The organism is Acetobacterium sp. KB-1 (assembly GCF_003260995.1).
GTDB lineage: Bacteria > Bacillota > Clostridia > Eubacteriales > Eubacteriaceae > Acetobacterium > Acetobacterium carbinolicum.
The window spans coordinates 2,607,454-2,627,122 of sequence record NZ_CP030040.1; the positions used below are offsets into that span (position 1 = coordinate 2,607,454).

Here is a 19,669-nt window from a genome sequence, read left to right on the forward strand (position 1 = left end):
TGGCAGCGAAGCTCAGGACCGTCTATTAATTATCTAGATCTTTCTGATACTAATTTCCCCGCTGTTCAGGGTTTCTGTTTGTCCAAATTGATTTTTGATAATTAATCCGCCTTCGTCACTAATGTCCAGGGCGGTTGCTACTTCCCACTCATCGTTCCTAAAAACCTTAATCTGTTTTCCCAAAACCATCGAGTGGGTTTTGTATTCCTCTAAAAAATCCCGATTAGTCAGATCGTCACAAATCGTTAAGACCTCGTTGATAATTTCCGCTGCCAGCCGATTACGGGTCAGGGCATCCGGTTTTTCATTAAACAAGGTCCCGACAATGTCTTTCAGTTCTTTGGGCAAGGCTGTTTCCGGCTGTTTAAAATTCACCCCGATGCCAATGATCACAAACTCGAACTGTCCGTTCTCAAAGTTAGTCACCGCCTCGGTGAGAATCCCCACAATTTTTCGGTCGCCCATAAAAATATCATTGACCCACTTGATCTGGGTATCAATGCCTGTCACTTTTTTAATCGCCCGACAAACCCCCACCGATGCGCCGGTGGTTAACAGCACTGCATCCCGGGCGGCCACATCGGGTCGCAATACCAGACTTAAATAAATCCCGCTTTTGGGCGGTGAATAAAAGGAACGGCCCATTCGACCCCGTCCCTTTGTTTGCTCTTCGGCAATAATAACAGTTCCCGTTTTTACCCCTTCCAGTGCCAATTTCTTGGCTTCCTGATTCGTGGAACCAAGGGTTTGATAGACCATCAGTGGAAGCGCCTGATTGGTTGGAGACAGCCAGGGGCGTATCCCTTCCGCCGACATTCGGTCCGATTCACTTTTTAGCCGATAGCCCTTGTTGGTGGTGGACTCTATTTCATAACCCGCTTCTTTTAAGCTTTTGATGGCCTTCCAGATGGCTGAGCGGGAGACCGCCATGGTGCTGGCCAGCACTTCTCCTGAAAGATAGGTTTCGCGATTTTCTTCCAAGGTTTGTAATAATTTTTGTTTTGTCGACATTTTTTTCACCTCTTGCTGTATTCTAACCAAAAAAAAAGCGATTGTCAACCACTTTTACTTAAATGGTCGACAATCGTTTTTTTTATCCTGGTTATCAGTTTTATTTAGTCACTTTTGAGATGGTACAAAGAAATGACCGTATCCTTTGTGATTAATTCATATTTCTTCCCCAGAACAGCATAGAGCGTCTGGTTTTGTTGGGGATCATTGTTTAACACAATCCATTTAGGCGGATTATTTTCTAATCGCTTATTGGTATCAACAAGCACTTGCGGATCGTAGCGCCCCCACCATTCCTGCATCGTAAAATATTTATAACAGGGTGTGATATCCGCCTTTAGAAACCATCCGGCGGGAACCGAATAACCTAAAACGCTGTCTAAATCGTCAGCCGGGATTAAATTTTTAATCGTCATGGCGTCTTCATAATAGCTGTTATTCGGTTGTTCTTCAATCATTTCCCACACCGTCTGATCTGCAAAGTTCAGGTAGCTGCCCACCGTTATCAGCAGCAGCGCCAATACCCCGACAAGCATCACGCGATAGTTTTCCTGGATCAGCATTTTCCCATCTTTTAGATAGAGCTCAATCAGTAAAATAATGGCCAAAACAAAGCACGGGGCCGTTAAGATAAAATAATGGTAGAAAACCCCGCCCAGCAGCAGTGAAAAAAAGGTGATCAACGAACCGGTGATCAATAACCAGGCAATTTCTTTGCTAACTTTTTTCAGCAAATAGTATATCCCCACACTAAAGGAAAAAATCACCGGAGTAATGGCGTAACCAAATTTTACAAATTCCTCTGGTGTTGATATCCCTGACATCCCCCCAGCATATTTGAGATTAAACAGAAAGGTTCCATAAATCATATCGCCAAAAGCATGATTCGCTAAAAAATAAATGGCGACTAACGAACAGACAAAAAACGAACCGCTAAGAAATGTCAGGGCATTATCAAAAAAATTGCGAAACGACTGATTCACCAGCAATTGGATCATCACGACTAAGACGATCGCACCAATAAATACGCTATTATTTAAGCGAATAAAGAGGATTAACGTAAAGCAGATCCCATACACCAGCGCATAGATTGGTGGATGCTTGGCTTTTCCCAGGGGTTCTAACTTAAAATATTTTGTGGCCAGGTATAGCGGCAGAAATAATAACGGTAAACTATATTCCTCGGTTAAGTTTCCCCCTTCAAAGGTGGCGGCCAGAATCAGCAAAAAGAAAACAACCGGAATCCAACACCACTTTTTTGCTAAAAACAATCGCCCCATTCTAAAAATCAAAATCAGATTGACACCCATAAAAAACCATTGCACCAAAAAGTTACCAAAACGATTAGGCCATATCGACCAGCCCAAGGCCTCGATAAAAAACATCACCGGCCCCTTATGATCAAATAAATCCACATAGGGAATGTAGCCAGCGGTGATGCCCTTGCCAATCAGTAAGAATATCGCCGAGTCTGAGATGCCATAATTATCAATAAAGAGGGGGCTGGTTCCATAAGCAAACACCAGTAGAAAAAGAACGGCCATTAAAACTAGAATGCCATAGTCCAGAAGCGAATTTTTATCTATCTTCATTTAATTGCGTTCCTTGACAATAAAAATAGGCCGTTTTTTCGTTTCTAAATACGTTTTGGCCAGGTATTGACCCAAAATCCCGATGCTGAATAACTGAATCCCACTGATCAGAAAAATCAAACACACCAGCGAAGCCCACCCATAGGCGGAACCATGCCATAATATTTCCCGAATAATGATCACCACAATGGCCACAAACGATAGCATACAAAAAAGTAGGCCGGTGGCTGATGCAAAGGCCAACGGTGCGGTTGAAAAACCGATGATCCCTTCCACTGAATATAGGCATAATTCCCAGAAAGACCACTTGGTTTTTCCGGCCACCCGCTCAACATCCTGATAAGGCAGCCATTTTGTCTTGAAACCAACCCACTCAAAAATTCCCTTTGAAAAGCGATTATACTCACCGATCGCCAGAACAGCTTCGACCACAAAACGCTTCATCAGTCTAAAATCTCGTGCCCCTTCGACAATTTCCATGCCCGTCATCCGATTGATCAGTTTGTAAAAGCGTTTGGCAAAAAACGAACGAATACGGGATTCTTTGGCGCGGCTTGCCCGACAGGCTGCCACACAGTCAACATCCTCATTAATTAGAGCCTCATACATGGGCATGATTAAGGCTGGTGGATCCTGCAAATCAACGTCCATAATTCCGACATAATCCCCGGAGGCATAACTTAACCCAGCATAAATAGCCGCTTCTTTACCAAAATTCCGGGAAAAAGATACATATTTTACGCGACAATCCTTTTCACTAAGCTTTTTTATAATCGGCAGGGTTTTATCTTTCGAACCATCATCAATAAACAGAATCTCAAAATCTACTGTGGGCATCTGAGTGATAACCCCATTCACCAGCGTATCATAAAAAAGGGGAATGACCTCTTCTTCACAATAACAGGGAATCACCATACTTATTGTTTGTTTCTCCATCATTCTTCACCCTCACATTATCTTAGTACGTCCTCAAGAACAGAAAACCTCTCAAAACACAAAAATGCTTTTAAAAAATAAAATCCTGTCTTTGATTTTCCCTCGGGTTTCAAGACAGGATTTTAACTGCTATTTTTTATATATACCACGAATCAGCTTCACGAATCAAAAAAGCCCGTGTTTTCTAGATTTTTTCCCAAATCATAACTGCTTTGACGAGATTTTTTAGTGCTGTTCGAACTCTAACTAAAAAAAGATTATCGCCATTAAAAATAATGGCCGATAATCGATTTTGAAACTGACCCCAGTCGGTTAATATAATTTTTGAAGTACCAGGCTGGGGAAATTATTAAAAACACGGTGTTTTGGTGATAACTCCACCATTTCGGCTTCTTCTATCGCACTTCTTTCATCATAATCAATTAATATTTTATTTCGTTCATAAAGTGGATCTGGCACCGGTACTGCTGATAATAAGGACTGCGTATAGGGATGGGCCGGTCTTGTGAAAATTTCTTCTGTTGGTCCAATTTCCATAATCTTTCCATGGAGCATCACTGCTACCTTGTCACAGATAAATTTAATTATTGAAAGATCATGGGCTATCAAAAGAAACGAAAACCCATGCTCCCGTTGCAACCGCTGAAATAAGGTGATTATTTGAGCCTGTATGGAAACATCCAGTGATGCAATCGGTTCGTCAGCAATGATTAAATCCGGACTTGTGCTCAAACACCGGGCAATCGCAACACGCTGGCGCTGACCACCCGATATTTCGGTTGGGTATTTCTTTTTAAAGGTGTGATCTAGTCCCACTTCCATTAAAAGGGTGTCCAATTTTTCCTGAATTTTATTTTTGTCTTGCAGCAATTTATTTACAACAATTGGTTCCGTTATAATTTCTTCAATTGTCATTCTGGGGTTAAGTGCTGCTGCTGAATCCTGAAAGATAATCTGCATATTTTTGTTAATATCGCCTTTGTTTTTTCGATACACCCCCTTGTCCGAAATCAGATTTCCTTTAAAATAGACTTCGCCCGCTGTTGCCGGATAAATACCCATGATGGTTCGGGCAACTGTCGATTTACCCGATCCCGTTTCACCAACTAAACCAACCACTTCGCCTTTTTTTACCTCAAAATCGACGCCATTGACGGCTTTAATTGTTAAATCTTTATTGATCTGAAAATGCTGCTGCAGATTTGAAACACTTAAAATCGACTCTGAGTTCATCATTCTTTTTCCATCCTTTTCAATGAAATTGGTGGTTTAATTTTGGGTGCTTTTTCATCCATCAACCATGTCGCCACATAATGGGTGGGTGAGACTTCATACATCGGGGGCATTTCTTCATAATCAATGGCGAGAGCATATCGATTTCGTATCGCAAACGCATCGCCTGGGGGTGGATTTAGCATAATCGGTGGGGTTCCGGGAATGGTGGCCAACGAATCACCCGCCTTAGTCAGTGCCGGCAAAGCCGACATCAGTCCCCATACATAGGGATGTCTGGGGTTATAAAATATATCTTCTGCGGTTCCAATCTCCACAATTTTTCCGGCGTACATTACTGCCACGCGATCGGCAATTCTGGCAACAACGCCCAGATCATGCGAAATAAATACAATAGAAATCCCGGTTTTATTACGGATATCTAACAGTAAATCTAATATTTTTGCCTGAACCGTTACGTCAAGCGCAGTGGTTGCTTCATCGGCAAACAGAATTTGGGGATTTGATGCCAAGGCGATTGCCAGTACACAACGCTGTCTCATTCCGCCAGAAAAAAAGTGTGGCTGCAACGAAAACATCTCTTCCTCTCTGTTAATCCCCACCAAATTGAGCATTTCGATTCCCCGTTTTTTTGCCTCTTCCTTACTGACTTTATTGTGTTTAACAATAGCCTCTGTTATCTGCTTACCAATCGGAATTGTCGGGTTGAGGGTGGTCATTGGATCCTGAAAAACCATCGACATAACACCACCTCGCAGTTTTCTCATTTCCTTTTCCTTATAGTCGGTAATGTCTTCGCCTTCGACAATGATTTGCCCTTGTTTGATTCTGGATGTTTTCGGTAGCAGTTTTAGAACGGCTTGGCTCATCACCGTTTTTCCACAGCCGGATTCTCCAACAATGGCTAATATTTCGCCTTTTTTCAGTGTCAGACTGACATCTCTAACCGCTTCAACCTCACCATTTTTCGTATCAAAACTCACTGATAAATTTTTCAATTGTAAAATCGGTTCCTCCATCTATTGCCCTCCTATTCTATCGATAGATGCCGGATGCTCAACTAAACATCCGGCAAACAAAGAATGCCTTACAGCCTTTTACTTCTGCGCTTATTATTTGTTAAGCGTCCAATCTTCAATATTCCACATCACACCAACGGCATGATGACCAAGAACGCGATCGGTATTGAGCCCTTCAAGTCCACTGATACTGACATAATTTCCATCCAGATAGGCAATCAGTACTGAGGCCGGTTGTTTTGCGAACGCTACTTCAAATTGGCCATATAAATCTTTTCTGGCCGCGACATCTTTCTCATGTCTGGCCTTTGTCAATAAATCGTCCACGACAGGGTTTGAGTATTTCATGGTGTTGGAACTACCAGCGGTGGTAAATTGGGCATAAAGTGCATCTGGATCAAATTCAACAGCGTAGCCTGATAAGAATCCATTGTATCCAGATTTCCAGTCAAATTTTGTAACCAGAACAATTTCCATATCCACACCGGCTTCTTTTAGCTGTTTTGAAACAATGTTGGCAATGTCAATTCGTTCTTCTTCATAATCCCGAACTTGAATGGTAAAATGGAATCTTTCCCCATTTCGTTCATAAATGCCATCAGCGCCTTTTGTCCAGCCTAATGCCTGCATTTCCTGGGCAAATTTATTCAGATCAAATGTATAAATATCAGCGGCAGTATTTCCACCAAAGGCATTTAACTGAATCGGGCTGTATGCAGAGCTTCCCTGATTATTGAGCACACTCTTAACCACGGACTCTTTATCAATTGCATCGTTGAGAACCCCAACAGAATCCTTGTTTTTTATCCAGAAATCGGTTCGGTTATCCACTGAAATCGCCCGATAGTCGGCGGTTGTAAAATCAATATTTTGATAACCATCTTTGCCTCGGAATTTTTCTGCATAGTTTGCGTTCAGCCAGGCTAGATCGGCTTCACCGGATTCAAGCATCAATGCTTTAGTATTTTCTACCGCAACGGTTTTATAAACCACCCGATCGATATTTGGCACCTTATCGTAATAATCGGCATTCTTTTCCAGGGTGATGGTTCCCCCAGTTTTATCCCACTCGACAAATTTATAGCGACCGGTTCCCACAGGCGCCTGATTAAAGGATGCGGTGGTCAAATCCTGACCATCCAATAAATGTTTCGGCGCAATTCCAATGGTAAAATTATCCAGCATGGCGGCGTTGAATTGGGAAAGCGTAATCACCACGGTGTTGTCATCAATTGCCGTCACGCTGGTAATGTCGGTATAGTTACTTAATACACTGGCCGATAAGGTGGTATCTTTTGTCAGCTTATCGTAGGTGAAAACGACATCCTGTGCTGTTAACGGTTGGCCATCATGCCATTTCACCCCTTTCCGCAATTTAAAGGTATATGTTAATGAACCCTCATCATAGGTATAACTTTCAGCCAAATCGATGATTGGCTTGCCTGATGCATCATACTTCATCAAACCTGAGAAAATGATCCCAACCAATTCACTGCCCTCATTAATAATCGGGTTAATGGAATCTGCGGTTTCCCCAGCGTATACCAGGGTATTTGACAAATCCGACCCAGTCGATGATTTTTTATCAGCCGATGCTGACGAGCAACCGGTAAAACTTACCATGGTGCTTAAACAAAGTACCCCTGCCAATAATTTAACAATCTTTTTCTTTACCCTCATAAACTTTTCTCCTCTAAAATTATCTAAACGCTATCTCAAAAATCAGAGATAACTTTCTCGTTTATTTGTTTCTTTTCTAAAATAATATGCAATATTGGTAACACACACCAGGGTGGTAATCAGAAATACGCCTGGAAAGATAATGACCCACCATGAATTTGACAGCAACGCCTTATTTGCCAGAGACAGCATACTGCCCCAGGAAACGACATCAACGGGCAACCCCAAACCCAGAAAGCTGAGCGTGGATTCCATGGAGATGCTGAGTCCAATACTGGAGACGACCACAAACATAATGGTGGAGATAAAATTGGGAATCAGGTGTTTTATCATAATATGAAAAAAGCCACTCCCCATACATTGCGCCGCCAGGACATACTCACTACTGCGGATCTGTCTGACTTCGCTCCGGACAATTCTTGCCAGACCACACCATCCGGTCACCCCAATGACAAATGATATTTTGACAATATTCTGGGTTCCCATGACCGATGTCAGCAATAAAATCAACAGTAGGTTGGGAATACTGTTGATCAGCTCGGGAATTCGCATCATGATTGAATCAACCCGGGAATTAGCGGTTCCGCTGACACAGCCATAGATAACACCAATCACGGTAATAATCGCCATCCCCAATAAACCGATCAGAATGGATACCCGACCGCCATACCAGATCATCGAATAGATATCTCTTCCCAGGGAATCGGTGCCAAAATAAAATTCTGAGTTTGGCGGTTGATTAAGATTTTGTAGATAAAAACCGGTCGGATCATGATTATAAACCTGTTCCGCAAAAACACAGCCCAGAATGATAATCCCAAGAATAACCATTGACAGGATCGGCATCCCTTTTATCCGTTGCCAGAAGGAAATCCTTTTCTCTGCCGATTCGTATGTTTTGTAATTCGTCCCGACTAGGACAAAGGGGTCTGTGGCGTTTCCTGCCATGTGCTCACCTCCGTTAATTTCATTCTGGGATCGATGGCTTCATTGATAAACTGGGCAATAATACTGCTGGAAACAACCATAATGCCGGTAATGAGAACAATTAACATCAGTAAATTGTAATCATGATACTTGGCACTGGTAACCGACAGCGCTCCAATCCCCGGATAATTAAACACGGCTTCGGCAATAAAGGTCCCACTGAGAACATGGGGAATGGAAATCGCCATAATGCTGACAATGGTTGGTGCCACATTTCGAAAACAGTGTTTCAAAACGATCTCCGACTTCGTACATCCTTTTGATTTAGCCAGCAGCACATATTCTTTTCGGATTTCATCCAGCAATTTGTTTCGGATCATATAGGCGTAATACCAGAGATGACTAAGTATCATTACTGTTAGGGGCAAAATCATATGCTGGATGCGGTTAAAAAGATCGTCCGATTTACCAATATCATAAGCGCCACTACTGGGAAGCCATCCCAGATTGATGCTAAAAATCAATACCAATACAACTCCCAGCCAGAATGACGGGATATAATAAGCCGCCGTTCCCACCTTACAGATAATCCGGTCAATCCAGGTGTCTTCATGCATAGCACAAAATAATGCCAAAATCGTTGCCAGCACAAATACCAGGATATAGGCAGTGCCCCCCAGAATCAGGGTATTTCCGATTAACGGGGCAATCACAGCCAATGCTGGCATTTTGTATTTTAACGACATCCCAAAATCACCTTGCACAGCATTGCTGATCCATTTAACATATTGGAGTGCGATGGAACCATCCAATCCCAATCGTTCTCTTGCAGCATCCAGTTCAGAGGATGTCATCGACTCGACTGCATCGCCATAATATGATTGTAGCGGATCACCTGGAGCCAGACGGGCAAAGTAGAAAACCACAATTGATAAAAGCAGCATCGAAAGCAAAAACCATAAGGTTCGTTTGACTATTTTCTCAATTAATATCGATTTGCTGTTCAATCCTCACACTCCCCACTTATGGATTTAATTGCGTCCTTCATGAAATCAGCACACCCGTTTCTGATACCTTTGTTCCCATCAGAACAAACCATGGATCATAATCATATCCCGGACGGGTCAAACCCGGTAACTTCTGTATCTGCACTTCAACAAGACCGTTTCTTTCCAAAAGCTCTTTCAGTTCTTCCATGCGAGCGCTCTTTACTACCAGATGGTTATCCACTTCTTCATCTTCATAAATATTAACCTTGCCAATATTTAGTCCAACGCCCTCCTTCATCCGGTTAAAACACATAATTTTTCCCCCTGGTTTCAAAATTCGCAGCCATTCTCTGATTGCCAGATCCGGTTCAACCAGTGTCCAGATCAGCCGGGAATTGATAATAAAATCAATGGTTTCGTTCATAAAGGGCAGCTCTAAAACGCTCCCTTCCATAAAAACAGCATCCGACGCTGCTGTTTTTGCATGCTTAACTGCATAATTCATCATCTCTCTTGATATATCAATCCCGATGGTTGAATGACCCAGCTTTGCCGTCATATTTGCCAGAAATCCGGTTCCGGTTCCCAGATCCAGAACATTTTTGTTCTGATTCGTCCCTAAAAGATTGTTAAGCGCCTCCATCCATGCCTGCAAATCCTCCGTATCATGATCAGCATCAAACGAATCAGAACGCTTGTCCCAGTACGCTTCAATTTTTTTTATTACTCCAACTACTTCCATTTTTAACCCCTTTCAAAAAAAACAAAGCCACGAAAATTGATTTCTATCTACGATAGAACACTCAACCTTCATGGCTAAATTAATTGATTAAATTTTAAAATAAGTTTTCAGACAAGTCTTTCACTATTTTTATTTTTGGCAGTATATACCTGTAGATATGTTATTCCAGTGAAATCGATTTGTCAATCATTATTTTAATAAAAGTGAATTTAGATAATCATATCATCGCTTCACTTTATCCTTTATCACAACAATCAATATTGTTTTTTTGAGTCATCTGATTCCCGCGATTCTCTTTTAGGAATTAGACTTACTTCTATTGCGCCAGCACTTCCAAAGCCTTCACAATAATATCAAAGTTCTTCGCCATGCTGTCAATGCTCCAGGACTCATCGGTCTGATGACAGGTGTTGGTTTCACCGGGAAAAACGCCGCCAAAGGCCACGGCGTTATCAAAGGCCCGAGCATAGGTTCCGCCGCCCGAGACAATCGGACCGCTGGTATCGCCAGTGTAGTCGGCATATACTTTTTGCAGCGATGTGACCAGAAAACTTTCCTGATCGACATGCAGAGGTAGGGTTTCATGATCCATTTCCAGAGAAAAGCCCAGCTCTTCGATGGCTTTCAGGATGGTTTTACAGAGCTCGCTGCTCTTTATGGTCACCGGGTAGCGGATATCACATCGAAGCACGGCGATATTCTCATCTACAAAGGCGATAGCCGGATTAAGGGTCAGATCCCCGGATACCGCATCAGAAAGGTTAATCCCAAAACCTGCCGGGGTCGCCCGCTTAAGCAGCTCCAGAATCGGATGCTTTATACCCGCCGCCCGTAATTCGTCTGCCAGTTTTATCAGAGCGTTGTCACCCTTTTGTGGCTCAGAAGCATGGGCGGATTTGCCCCTGGCTTCGTAGGTCTGGCCGTTGTAAGTCGCTTTAGCATAATCCGGAACCGAATTGATCTGTTTACCACTACTTAAGTTTAGTACGGGTGTGCCATTATCCAATTCTTTTTTAAGAATCACATTCATGATGCCCTTTTCCGCAAAAATAACCGGGAAACCGGAATCCGGCGAAAAGGCGTAGGTGGGGATCTCTTCAGTTTCTTTGTAGCGTTTCATACAGGCCCAGTTGCCGCCTTCTTCATCACCGCCAATAATCAGGCGAATCCGTTTATTAATCGGTACCTTGGCCTCTTTCAGGGCTTTTAAGGCAAACAGAGAGACAATGGTAGGTCCTTTATCGTCCAGCACCCCCCGGCCATAAATTTTATCGCCATCAATGGTTAAGTCAAAGGGCAGCACGGTCCAGTCGTCACCCACTTCGACCGTATCAACATGTGTGATGGCCGCCACCATTTCTGGCCCTTCGCCAAATTCCACGTAACCGCAATAGCCATCACAGTTTTTAGTGGTCAAACCGAAACTTTTACCTAACTCCAGAACGTAATTAATGGCCGCATTGATCCCAGTTCCCAAGGGCGCTTCTGAAGTGGTCGCTCCAGCGTTGGCGTTCACCGACTTTATTTGTAACAGGCCTCGCAAGGCCTCTAAGACTGCTTGTTTATCAAAATGAATGGTCATCTTTTTCCCCATTTCTATCGCTACGATTTAGGGTTACCGCATGGCCACCCTGCTATTATTGTACCAGACTTTCCAGCGCTTTGGTGATAATATCAAAATTCTTCTTCATGCTTTTAATACTCCAGTACTCATCGGTCTGATGACAGGTGTTGGGTTCCTCGGGGAATCGTCCCCCAAAGGCCACGGCATTATCAAAGGCCCGGGCGTAAGTTCCCCCGCCGATGACCTTGGGACCGGTGGTATCGCCGGTATAGTCTTCATAAATTTTTTGAAGCGCATCAATGAGATAACTTTCTTTCTCAATATGGAGCGGTGGCAGATCATAATTGATGTTAACGGTAAAACCCAGAGGGGTAACGGCTCTTTCAATGTGGTCCCGGATGTCCGCTCCCTTCATGGTGACCGGATAACGGATATCGCACTTTAGCACCGCCTTGTCCTGATTAACCTTGGCAATCGATGGATTGATGGTGAGTTTCCCGGAAATTTCATCTTCAAAATCGATATTCAGTCCTTCGGAGGTGGCGATGTCGATAAGATCCAGAAAGGGGTGCTCCAACCCCAGCACTCTTAACTCACTGGCCAATAAAAACATCGCATTAACCCCCTCATGGGGCTGAGATGCATGAGCTGGCTTACCGATGCTTTCATAAACGGCATCACTGACAATGGCCTTGGCATAATCGGGAACGGTGTTGATCTGATTACCGCTAAAAAAGCCCAGGTTGTAAGTGGTGGGCTCCAGATTTTTTTTGATACAGACATTCAGAATGCCTTTTTCAGCAAAGATGGCCGGGTACCCGGAATCCGGTGAAAAAGCATAAGTCGGCGCTTCTTCGGTGGCCTTATAGCGGTTCATACAATGCCACTGTTCACCTTCTTCATCACCACCGATTATCAGACGAACCCGTTTATTCAAAAGTGCTCCACTATCTGCCAAAGCCTTCATGGCATAAAGCGCCACCAGGGTGGGGCCCTTATTGTCAATGGTTCCCCGGCCATAGGCCTTATCGCCGTCAATGGTCAGATCAAAGGGATTAACGGACCAGCCATCCCCCACCGGCACCGTGTCCACATGGGTCAGAATGCCAATCATTTCTTCACCCTGACCCATTTCGATGTAACCGCAATAGCCGTCACAGTTTTTGGTTTTAAAGCCAAAGCGCTCGCCCAGATTTAACACATAGTTGATTGCCGCGTTAATGCCAATGCCTAGGGGTGCCTCTGGTATAACAGGTCCGGCATCGGCATTGGTCGAATCGATTTGTAGCAACCCTTTCAGGTCGTTTAACAGGTCTTTAACTTTTAGTTTATCGTTCATCTTTTTTTAATGATGCCTCTCCAATGTATTCAAAACGTTTCATGATGACGCCATCTTTTTCAATGATTTCGTCCCACATCGTGACTGGCCGAACCCAAAGTCCACCTTCCCCATACAAGGGCCGGTAAATCACCAGGGTTTCTAATGTTTCACTATGGGTTCCAACTCCGATGACTTCATATTCATTGCCCTTATAATGTCGATAACGTCCGGGTTTGATAATATCTTGTTTCACTACTAGATCACTCAACTTTCACTTTCTTCTTCTCGTAAATCGTGATATTATATACAAAGATTCTTAAGAGAATACCAAAATTTTCTTAAGCTGAAATCAAATTTTATGGATAAAGGAGTTTCTTATGCAAAAATGTTTTTCCTGCGGAATTGAACTTAAAGAGGATGATATCTACGAAGTAAAAGGTAAGATTTTTTGTGATGACTGCGCCTTAGGTCAGCATAAACTGGTTCAAACCTGCGATCCCAGTGCCGTTCTCAGTGCCAAACTTGATCGACAACGATCCGGCCACACCGGAACCCAGGGCCTGACCCCCCGTCAAAAAGAATTTTATGAATACATCGTTGCCAACAACGGGGTCACCATTCCCCAGTTTGTCGAAAAATTTGGTCTGACAGCCGAAGAAGTCAGTGCTGATCTCAGCGTTTTAAGACACGCTGAACTCGGTAAGGGTCAAAAAAGAGCGGACGGCGTTTATTTCGTTACCTGGGAATCCTGATATTTAAATTCCAATAAAGGTGCCTTAATAATTTTTGTTCGCATTTTTATTGTTTATATAAAATAAATATTAAAGGAGATTTTATGAAAACGAGACAAGAAATTAAAGCCATCGCCAAGCAGAACTTTTCTGAGAATTACTGGATCTGTGTTGGCGCAACCATATTGGCATTGGTTGTTATTGGTGCGGCTTCCGCCATCACTTCCTTTATTGGAGGATTAGGTGGTCTGATTATCTGGGGGCCCATGATGGTCGGTCTACAGTTTTTTTCACTTTGGATTTACCGCGGCGAACTCCCCGCTCCAACCCTTGAAGACATGTTTAAAACCGGTTTCTCTGATTTTGGACGGAAACTTGGTGGCATGCTCTGGATGGAATTATTTGTTTTTCTCTGGTCTTTGCTTTTTGTTATACCCGGTATTATAAAGTCCCTCGCTTATAGTTTTACACCTTATATTTTGGCCGAATACCCCAATGTACCGGCTACTGAGGCCGTTAAAATTTCGATGCGAATGACCGAGGGGCATAAGGGCGATATTTTTGTGATGTCACTCAGCTTCCTGGGATGGTTTATCCTTAACGGATTTACCTTTGGTATTCTTGGTATCTTCTATGTGAACCCCTACTTCTTTACCAGCATGGCTGGACAATATGAAGATCTTAAAGAATTAGCACTTCAAAACGGCGTCGTCAGCCTGGATGAACTCATTTAAAACTTATCTAAAAAGGGGGGGCAGAATTTTCCTGCCCCTTCTTTTTTAATTTGCTATTTCGTTAATCAGATTAACCATTTCAATGGCTGTCAGGGCACAATCATAGCCCTTATTGCCAGCCTTGGTTCCGGCCCGCTCTATGGCCTGTTCAATGTTTTCAGTGGTCAGCACCCCGAAGATCACCGGGATTTCTGACTGCAACGAAACATGGGCCACGCCCTTTGACACCTCGCTGCAGACATAGTCATAGTGGGTAGTGGAACCGCGGATTACTGCCCCCAGACAAATAACGGCATCATACTTTTTTGACTTAGCCATTTTGGCTGCAATCAGGGGAATCTCAAAGGCTCCCGGTACCCAAGCCACATCGATGTCTTCTTCCTTCACATCGTGACGCTTCAAGCCATCAATGGCTCCGCCCAACAACTTAGAACCAATAAACTCATTAAACCGCGCCACCACAATCCCCACTTTAATTCCCTTTGATACTAACTTACCTTCATATACATTCATTATATTCTCCTCTATAATAATTTTTGTTATCTAACTTTCAAAACGATAACCTAGTACCGACAATTGTTACATCATGTTGTTTGCATCAGAGCGGACACGGCCCAAGCCTGTCCGAGTCTGCAGCAAACAACAGATTAACAATTGGTCGGTACGGCAGTTTATCACTAGGTTTTAGTTATAATTTAAAATATGGCCCATTTTTTCCTGTTTGGTTTTTAAATAAAACAGGTCGTGGCTGGATGCTTCCATTTGGATGGGAACCCGCTCGACCATTTCCAGCCCAAATTCTGACAAACCGTCCATTTTTTTAGGATTATTGGTTAGCAGCCGCAGCTTTTTTATGCCCAAATCGCTTAAAATCTGAGCGCCGATATAATATTCCCGCAGGTCTTCCGGAAATCCCAGTTCAATATTAGCCTGAACCGTATCCATGCCCAGATCCTGAAGGGCATAAGCTTTTAATTTGTTGATCAGACCAATCCCCCGGCCCTCCTGACGCATGTAAAGCAGCACGCCCCGGCCTTCTTTTTCAATGGCGGTCATCGCCGCGCCAAACTGATCGCCGCAATCACAACGGATCGAACCAAAAGCGTCGCCGGTTAAACATTCGGAATGGACCCGACACAATACCGGACTTTCGCCGCTTACATCGCCCTTTACCAGGGCCACATGATGCTCGCCGTTTAACTTATTGACATAGCCATAGGCGATAAACTCACCGTATTTGGTGGGCATTTTGGTGACCGTCACCCGTTCCACCAGTTTTTCATTTTGTTTGCGATAGTTCTGCAAATCCTTAATGGTGATGAATTTCATCTGATGGGTCTGGGCAAACGCGATCAGCTCCGGGGTGCGCATCATGGTGCCGTCGTCTCGCATAATTTCGCAGCACAGGCCACATTCTTTCAGCCCGGCCAGTTTGACCAGATCGACCGTCGCCTCAGTATGGCCATTTCGCTCCAGAACCCCGTTTTCCCGGGCCACCAGTGGAAACATATGTCCGGGCCGCCTAAAATCTTCCGGTCTGGCATTCTCATCAACACACTTGATGGCGGTGACGGAACGTTCTGCCGCGGAAATACCGGTGGTGGTATCGACATGGTCAATTGACACGGTGAAGGCGGTACCGTGGTTATCGGTATTCTCCATCACCATTTGGGGAACGGCTAATTTTTGCACCAGTTTTTCGCTCATCGGCATACAAATCAGCCCTTTTCCATAAACGGCCATAAAGTTGACGTTTTCGGTCGTGGCAAATTCAGCCGCACAGACAAAGTCGCCTTCATTCTCCCGGTCGTCATCGTCGGTAACGATGATAATCTTGCCCGCTCGTAAATCTTCTAGTGCTTCTTCAATCGTGTTAAATTTAAACATAGTACCCTCTCTTAATTTTATTAGTTTTAGAACCCGGCCTCAGTCAGAAAATCAAAGGTCAAACCACTGGATTTTTCCTGGCTGCAATCTATTTTTGAAGGTGGACTTAACAACAGGCTTTCGATATATTTGCCGACCAGGTCGTTTTCCAGATTGACCGGATCGCCAGCTTTTTTTATTCCCAGGATCGTGTGCTTAACCGTATGGGGAATGATCGATACCTTAAAGCTGCCTACGGTTATTTCGATAACCGTTAAGCTGATGCCATCAATAGCAATTGAACCTTTTTCGATGATGTAGCGCCGTATTTTCGGCGATGCCGCAATCTCAAAGATCACCGCATTATCATCAGTGGTAATATCTACAATGTGACCTGTTCCGTCAATATGGCCGGCCACCATATGTCCCCCGAAACGGCCATTGGCCGACATCGCCCGTTCCAGATTGACAGCCGAGCCTCCTTTTAAATCGCCCAAGTTGCTGCGGTTTAGGGTTTCGCTCATGACGTCGGCCATCCACTTATTTCCACGGAGCTGGGATACCGTCAGACAAACCCCATTCACCGCCACGCTGTCGCCCAGTTTTAAATCGTCCATGATGAGCTCACCCTGAACCCATAATTGGGACGATCGTTGACCCTTAACTACAGCAGTAATTTTGCCAACTTCTTCGATAATTCCTGTAAACATGTCCTTACCTCTTTATATATTCGAGGCAAATATCTTCCCCGAAAATTTTTATTTTTCTGTCTGTAAATTGAAAGGCCTCCTCTGGATCTGCCAGCCCCAGGCCTTCCACCGGGGTTTTGGCAGTGACGCCGCCAAATATTTTAGGGGCCAAATAAACCTGGAGTTTTTTGACGATGCCACTTTTTAAGGCACTAAAATTCAGGGTGCCCCCACCTTCTAGCAAAATGCTGTCGATCCCCGCTGCGCCCAATTTTCGCATCAACTCATTGAGGCCCAGATGATCGCCTTCTCTTGAAACAGTTAAAATGTTACAGCCCATGATTTCAAACCGTTTTATTTTTTTTTGATCCCGCGAACAGGTGGCCAGATAGGTCGGTATTTTATCGGCCGATTTTACTACCCGGGATGACAGCGGGGTGCGCAAATGGGTATCGCAAATAATCCGGCTGGGGTTTCTGCCGCCATCAATCCGGCAGCTCAGCTGGGGATCATCTTTTAAAATGGTATTGATCCCGACCATAATTCCGGCAACTTCATTTCTCGTCTGATGGACGGCTATCCTGGCCTCTTCCCCGGTAATCCACTTCGATTTCCCGGTATAAGTGGCAATTTTGCCATCCAGGGTCATGGCATATTTCATTAATACATAGGGGGTTCTGTTTTTGATGTAGTGGAAAAATACGGCGTTCATTTCCTGACAGGCCGTTTCCCTAACTCCGGTTATCACCGTGATCCCTTGCTGCCTGAGGATCTCAATCCCCTTGCCACTGACTTGCGGATTGGGATCGGTAGACCCAATAACCACCCGACTGATCTTGTTTTCAATGATCGCCTCAGTGCATGGCGGGGTTTTGCCATAATGACAGCAGGGTTCCAGGGTCACATAGAGGGTTGCTCCGACCGCCGACTGGGTACAAACCGCCAGGGCCTGGCGTTCGGCATGAAGCCCGCCATATTGTTCGTGATAACCGCTGCCGATAATTACACCATCCTTGACAATCACCGCTCCCACCAGGGGATTGGGATTTACCCGGCCGCGACCTTTTTTGGCCAGGTCGATAGCCAGATCCATATATTTTTGATGATTTTCCACACGTTCTCCTTTCTCAAAAAAGAAAAATACCCTGAATCATCATTCAGGGCAAAGGGTTTGTTTACAGATTTACTTATCGTTGTATAAAAAAAACTCTGAAATGGTTACCATTTCAGAGCTAAATAAACAAAGATTATCAACATGCAAAACTTTATTATCTTCTTTCATCCAGACTTTAACTGTCGGCCTCGGAATTTCACCGAATCATACCTTGCGGTTCGTGGGCTATACCACCGGTAGGGAAACAATCCCTGCCCTGAAGACTTCATATTTAATTGAATAAACTGTATCATATTGCTATATTTCTGTCAATACCTTAAAAATTATTTTTCTTTAAGCTCATTTTCGTTTATAATAGGAGCATGAAACGAGCGAACACTCAGCATTATAAATTTGACTGAACCTTCAGAGAGAGGATGGAGCACCTGTGCAGTGGTTTAAAAAAAGCCTGATCCGGCGGATCGGGACAATTGTTATCGGATTTATTATTGTTGCCTTTGCTGTCTATGGGATTATTTCCATCCAATTATTGAGTAATTTTTTTGAGGATCACAGCAAAACGGAACTATCTAAGGATGCTTTGCAGATTGCCACTGAAATTGATAAATTCATTGAAAAGAATATTGTCATCGTGGAACAGATGAAAACCAACCAGGATTACCAGGCTATTACCGAAGCGCTCAATACCCGGGAAGAAAAACGACAGCATCCCCTGTTTAACGTCGTGTCTCAGGAACTTCTGGCAATTAAGGCCTCGGACCCCAATATTTCTCTGGCTTATATCGGCGTCACAAAATCCAATGATGTGATTTCTTCCACCGTCGATTTTGATCCGAGACCCGACTATGATCTGAATAAACGACTTTGGTATATTGAAACCTTAACATCCCGGGGTGTGACGGTTACTAATCCCTATATTGATATTGTCACTGAAGAAATGGTCGTGTCCATCACTACCCCGATCCTTAAAAATAACGACGTTATCGGTGCCATGGGTATTGACTTACAGGTCTCCGATATTTCCAAGCTGATGGATACTTACAAGGTCGGCCAGAACGGCTATACCCTTTAGATTAATAAAGATGGCAGTATTTTTTACCATCCTCAGGATCTCAAATTTTATTCTGCGGATGGCCCCAAACCTTTTTCCTATCTTGACAATTATGTCGACGAAATCACCTCTGGAAAAAGCGGCGTGATTGAATGTCATCAGGGAAACAATGCCAAATACATTGCCTACGTTCCTACCCGGTCTTCCAACTGGACGGTGGCAACCGTGATACCCCGATCAGAAGTCCTGGCCCCGCTGAATCAGTTTATCGTTAGTTTGCTCTTTATTTCGCTGCTTCTGCTTTTTTTGATTGCTTTGTTTATCAGACAGATGACCCGGCTTATTTCAGAACCGATTGTGACCATTTCCGACTCGGTTGAAACCTTCAGCCAGGGTGATCAGGAAATCAATCTACCGGACAGTTTATATCGCCGGGAGGATGAGATTGGCATTTTATCCTGAGGTCTTAA

20 protein-coding genes and 1 riboswitch are annotated in these 19,669 nt (G+C 43.9%); of the genes, 4 read left to right on the forward strand and 16 right to left on the reverse strand.

From position 1 onward, the window contains the following. Window positions 1–33: 33 nt before the first annotated feature. The 12 genes from DOZ58_RS12025 to DOZ58_RS12080 form a co-directional block, all read right to left on the reverse strand. A complete protein-coding gene (locus DOZ58_RS12025) occupies window positions 34–1,011 on the reverse strand; it encodes a biotin--[acetyl-CoA-carboxylase] ligase (protein WP_111888505.1) in 978 nt (325 codons plus the stop codon). A gap of 104 nt (window positions 1,012–1,115) precedes the next feature. Further along, complete coding sequence (locus DOZ58_RS12030) at window positions 1,116–2,603, reverse strand: hypothetical protein (RefSeq protein WP_111888506.1); 1,488 nt, start codon at window positions 2,601–2,603, stop codon at window positions 1,116–1,118. After that, window positions 2,604–3,542 (reverse strand): glycosyltransferase family 2 protein, encoded by a 939-nt coding sequence (locus DOZ58_RS12035; protein ID WP_204355402.1) that lies wholly within the window; start codon window positions 3,540–3,542, stop codon window positions 2,604–2,606. Window positions 3,543–3,851: 309 nt separating this feature from the next. Then, a complete protein-coding gene (locus tag DOZ58_RS12040) occupies window positions 3,852–4,775 on the reverse strand; it encodes an ATP-binding cassette domain-containing protein (RefSeq protein WP_242988492.1) in 924 nt (307 codons plus the stop codon). Then, window positions 4,772–5,791 (reverse strand): ABC transporter ATP-binding protein, encoded by a 1,020-nt coding sequence (locus tag DOZ58_RS12045; protein ID WP_111888507.1) that lies wholly within the window; start codon window positions 5,789–5,791, stop codon window positions 4,772–4,774. Before DOZ58_RS12045 ends, DOZ58_RS12040 begins: the two co-directional genes overlap by 4 nt. A 93-nt stretch (window positions 5,792–5,884) precedes the next feature. Next, window positions 5,885–7,471 carry an ABC transporter substrate-binding protein gene (locus DOZ58_RS12050; RefSeq protein ID WP_111888508.1) on the reverse strand — a complete coding sequence of 529 codons (1,587 nt, stop codon included), beginning with the start codon at window positions 7,469–7,471 and terminating at the stop codon, window positions 5,885–5,887. A 42-nt stretch (window positions 7,472–7,513) separates the two neighbouring features. Continuing rightward, the gene (locus DOZ58_RS12055; RefSeq protein ID WP_111888509.1) at window positions 7,514–8,419 is read right to left on the reverse strand and encodes an ABC transporter permease; all 906 of its coding nucleotides are present in this window, start codon (window positions 8,417–8,419) and stop codon (window positions 7,514–7,516) included. Further along, complete coding sequence (locus DOZ58_RS12060; RefSeq protein ID WP_111888510.1) at window positions 8,386–9,405, reverse strand: ABC transporter permease; 1,020 nt, start codon at window positions 9,403–9,405, stop codon at window positions 8,386–8,388. Before DOZ58_RS12060 ends, DOZ58_RS12055 begins: the two co-directional genes overlap by 34 nt. A gap of 37 nt (window positions 9,406–9,442) precedes the next feature. Further along, window positions 9,443–10,129, reverse strand: a complete 687-nt coding sequence (locus tag DOZ58_RS12065) for a class I SAM-dependent methyltransferase (RefSeq protein ID WP_111888511.1) — start codon at window positions 10,127–10,129, stop codon at window positions 9,443–9,445. Window positions 10,130–10,445: 316 nt separating this feature from the next. Beyond that, the gene (locus DOZ58_RS12070) at window positions 10,446–11,711 is read right to left on the reverse strand and encodes a Sapep family Mn(2+)-dependent dipeptidase (protein WP_111888512.1); all 1,266 of its coding nucleotides are present in this window, start codon (window positions 11,709–11,711) and stop codon (window positions 10,446–10,448) included. A gap of 55 nt (window positions 11,712–11,766) precedes the next feature. Continuing rightward, window positions 11,767–13,032 carry a Sapep family Mn(2+)-dependent dipeptidase gene (locus tag DOZ58_RS12075; RefSeq protein WP_111888513.1) on the reverse strand — a complete coding sequence of 422 codons (1,266 nt, stop codon included), beginning with the start codon at window positions 13,030–13,032 and terminating at the stop codon, window positions 11,767–11,769. Continuing rightward, entirely contained in the window at window positions 13,022–13,282 is a 261-nt protein-coding gene (locus tag DOZ58_RS12080; protein WP_242988493.1) for a DUF1653 domain-containing protein, read from the reverse strand. The genes DOZ58_RS12075 and DOZ58_RS12080 overlap by 11 nt, the downstream gene beginning before the upstream one ends. A gap of 109 nt (window positions 13,283–13,391) precedes the next feature. On the opposite strand from DOZ58_RS12080, the gene DOZ58_RS12085 reads away from it, so the two are divergent. Together DOZ58_RS12085 and DOZ58_RS12090 are read left to right on the forward strand one after the other, a co-directional pair. Continuing rightward, complete coding sequence (locus DOZ58_RS12085; RefSeq protein WP_111888514.1) at window positions 13,392–13,766, forward strand: hypothetical protein; 375 nt, start codon at window positions 13,392–13,394, stop codon at window positions 13,764–13,766. An 83-nt stretch (window positions 13,767–13,849) separates the two neighbouring features. Further along, complete coding sequence (locus DOZ58_RS12090) at window positions 13,850–14,479, forward strand: DUF975 family protein (protein WP_111888515.1); 630 nt, start codon at window positions 13,850–13,852, stop codon at window positions 14,477–14,479. Between the two features lie 45 nt (window positions 14,480–14,524). Here the strand turns inward: DOZ58_RS12090 and ribE are convergent, their stop codons facing one another. From ribE to ribD, 4 genes are all read right to left on the reverse strand, one after another. Beyond that, window positions 14,525–14,992 (reverse strand): 6,7-dimethyl-8-ribityllumazine synthase, encoded by a 468-nt coding sequence (ribE, locus tag DOZ58_RS12095; RefSeq protein WP_111888516.1) that lies wholly within the window; start codon window positions 14,990–14,992, stop codon window positions 14,525–14,527. A gap of 171 nt (window positions 14,993–15,163) precedes the next feature. Then, on the reverse strand, window positions 15,164–16,366 hold the full coding sequence (locus DOZ58_RS12100; protein ID WP_111888517.1) for a bifunctional 3,4-dihydroxy-2-butanone-4-phosphate synthase/GTP cyclohydrolase II: 1,203 nt from the start codon (window positions 16,364–16,366) through the stop codon (window positions 15,164–15,166). 26 nt (window positions 16,367–16,392) lie between these two features. Next, entirely contained in the window at window positions 16,393–17,055 is a 663-nt protein-coding gene (locus DOZ58_RS12105; protein ID WP_111888518.1) for a riboflavin synthase, read from the reverse strand. Window positions 17,056–17,059: 4 nt separating this feature from the next. After that, a complete protein-coding gene (gene ribD / locus DOZ58_RS12110; protein ID WP_111888519.1) occupies window positions 17,060–18,148 on the reverse strand; it encodes a bifunctional diaminohydroxyphosphoribosylaminopyrimidine deaminase/5-amino-6-(5-phosphoribosylamino)uracil reductase RibD in 1,089 nt (362 codons plus the stop codon). A 152-nt stretch (window positions 18,149–18,300) separates the two neighbouring features. Next, a riboswitch (FMN riboswitch) is annotated at window positions 18,301–18,416 on the reverse strand. 159 nt (window positions 18,417–18,575) lie between these two features. Between ribD and DOZ58_RS12115 the strand changes: the two genes are divergently transcribed. Together DOZ58_RS12115 and DOZ58_RS12120 are read left to right on the forward strand one after the other, a co-directional pair. After that, a complete protein-coding gene (locus DOZ58_RS12115) occupies window positions 18,576–19,220 on the forward strand; it encodes a cache domain-containing protein (protein ID WP_162624509.1) in 645 nt (214 codons plus the stop codon). A 123-nt stretch (window positions 19,221–19,343) separates the two neighbouring features. Next, a complete protein-coding gene (locus DOZ58_RS12120) occupies window positions 19,344–19,661 on the forward strand; it encodes a hypothetical protein (RefSeq protein ID WP_111888521.1) in 318 nt (105 codons plus the stop codon). The last annotated feature ends 8 nt before the right edge of the window (window positions 19,662–19,669 follow it).

Coding starts and splice junctions, on each gene's coding strand:
- DOZ58_RS12025 (WP_111888505.1), bottom strand. CDS start 1,011: ATGTCGACAAAACAAAAATTATTACAAACCTTGGAAGAAAATCGCGAA.
- DOZ58_RS12030 (WP_111888506.1), bottom strand. CDS start 2,603: ATGAAGATAGATAAAAATTCGCTTCTGGACTATGGCATTCTAGTTTTA.
- DOZ58_RS12035 (WP_204355402.1), bottom strand. CDS start 3,542: ATGATGGAGAAACAAACAATAAGTATGGTGATTCCCTGTTATTGTGAA.
- DOZ58_RS12040 (WP_242988492.1), bottom strand. CDS start 4,775: ATGATGAACTCAGAGTCGATTTTAAGTGTTTCAAATCTGCAGCAGCAT.
- DOZ58_RS12045 (WP_111888507.1), bottom strand. CDS start 5,791: ATGGAGGAACCGATTTTACAATTGAAAAATTTATCAGTGAGTTTTGAT.
- DOZ58_RS12050 (WP_111888508.1), bottom strand. CDS start 7,471: ATGAGGGTAAAGAAAAAGATTGTTAAATTATTGGCAGGGGTACTTTGT.
- DOZ58_RS12055 (WP_111888509.1), bottom strand. CDS start 8,419: ATGGCAGGAAACGCCACAGACCCCTTTGTCCTAGTCGGGACGAATTAC.
- DOZ58_RS12065 (WP_111888511.1), bottom strand. CDS start 10,129: ATGGAAGTAGTTGGAGTAATAAAAAAAATTGAAGCGTACTGGGACAAG.
- DOZ58_RS12070 (WP_111888512.1), bottom strand. CDS start 11,711: ATGACCATTCATTTTGATAAACAAGCAGTCTTAGAGGCCTTGCGAGGC.
- DOZ58_RS12075 (WP_111888513.1), bottom strand. CDS start 13,032: ATGAACGATAAACTAAAAGTTAAAGACCTGTTAAACGACCTGAAAGGG.
- DOZ58_RS12085 (WP_111888514.1), top strand. CDS start 13,392: ATGCAAAAATGTTTTTCCTGCGGAATTGAACTTAAAGAGGATGATATC.
- DOZ58_RS12090 (WP_111888515.1), top strand. CDS start 13,850: ATGAAAACGAGACAAGAAATTAAAGCCATCGCCAAGCAGAACTTTTCT.
- ribE (WP_111888516.1), bottom strand. CDS start 14,992: ATGAATGTATATGAAGGTAAGTTAGTATCAAAGGGAATTAAAGTGGGG.
- DOZ58_RS12100 (WP_111888517.1), bottom strand. CDS start 16,366: ATGTTTAAATTTAACACGATTGAAGAAGCACTAGAAGATTTACGAGCG.
- DOZ58_RS12105 (WP_111888518.1), bottom strand. CDS start 17,055: ATGTTTACAGGAATTATCGAAGAAGTTGGCAAAATTACTGCTGTAGTT.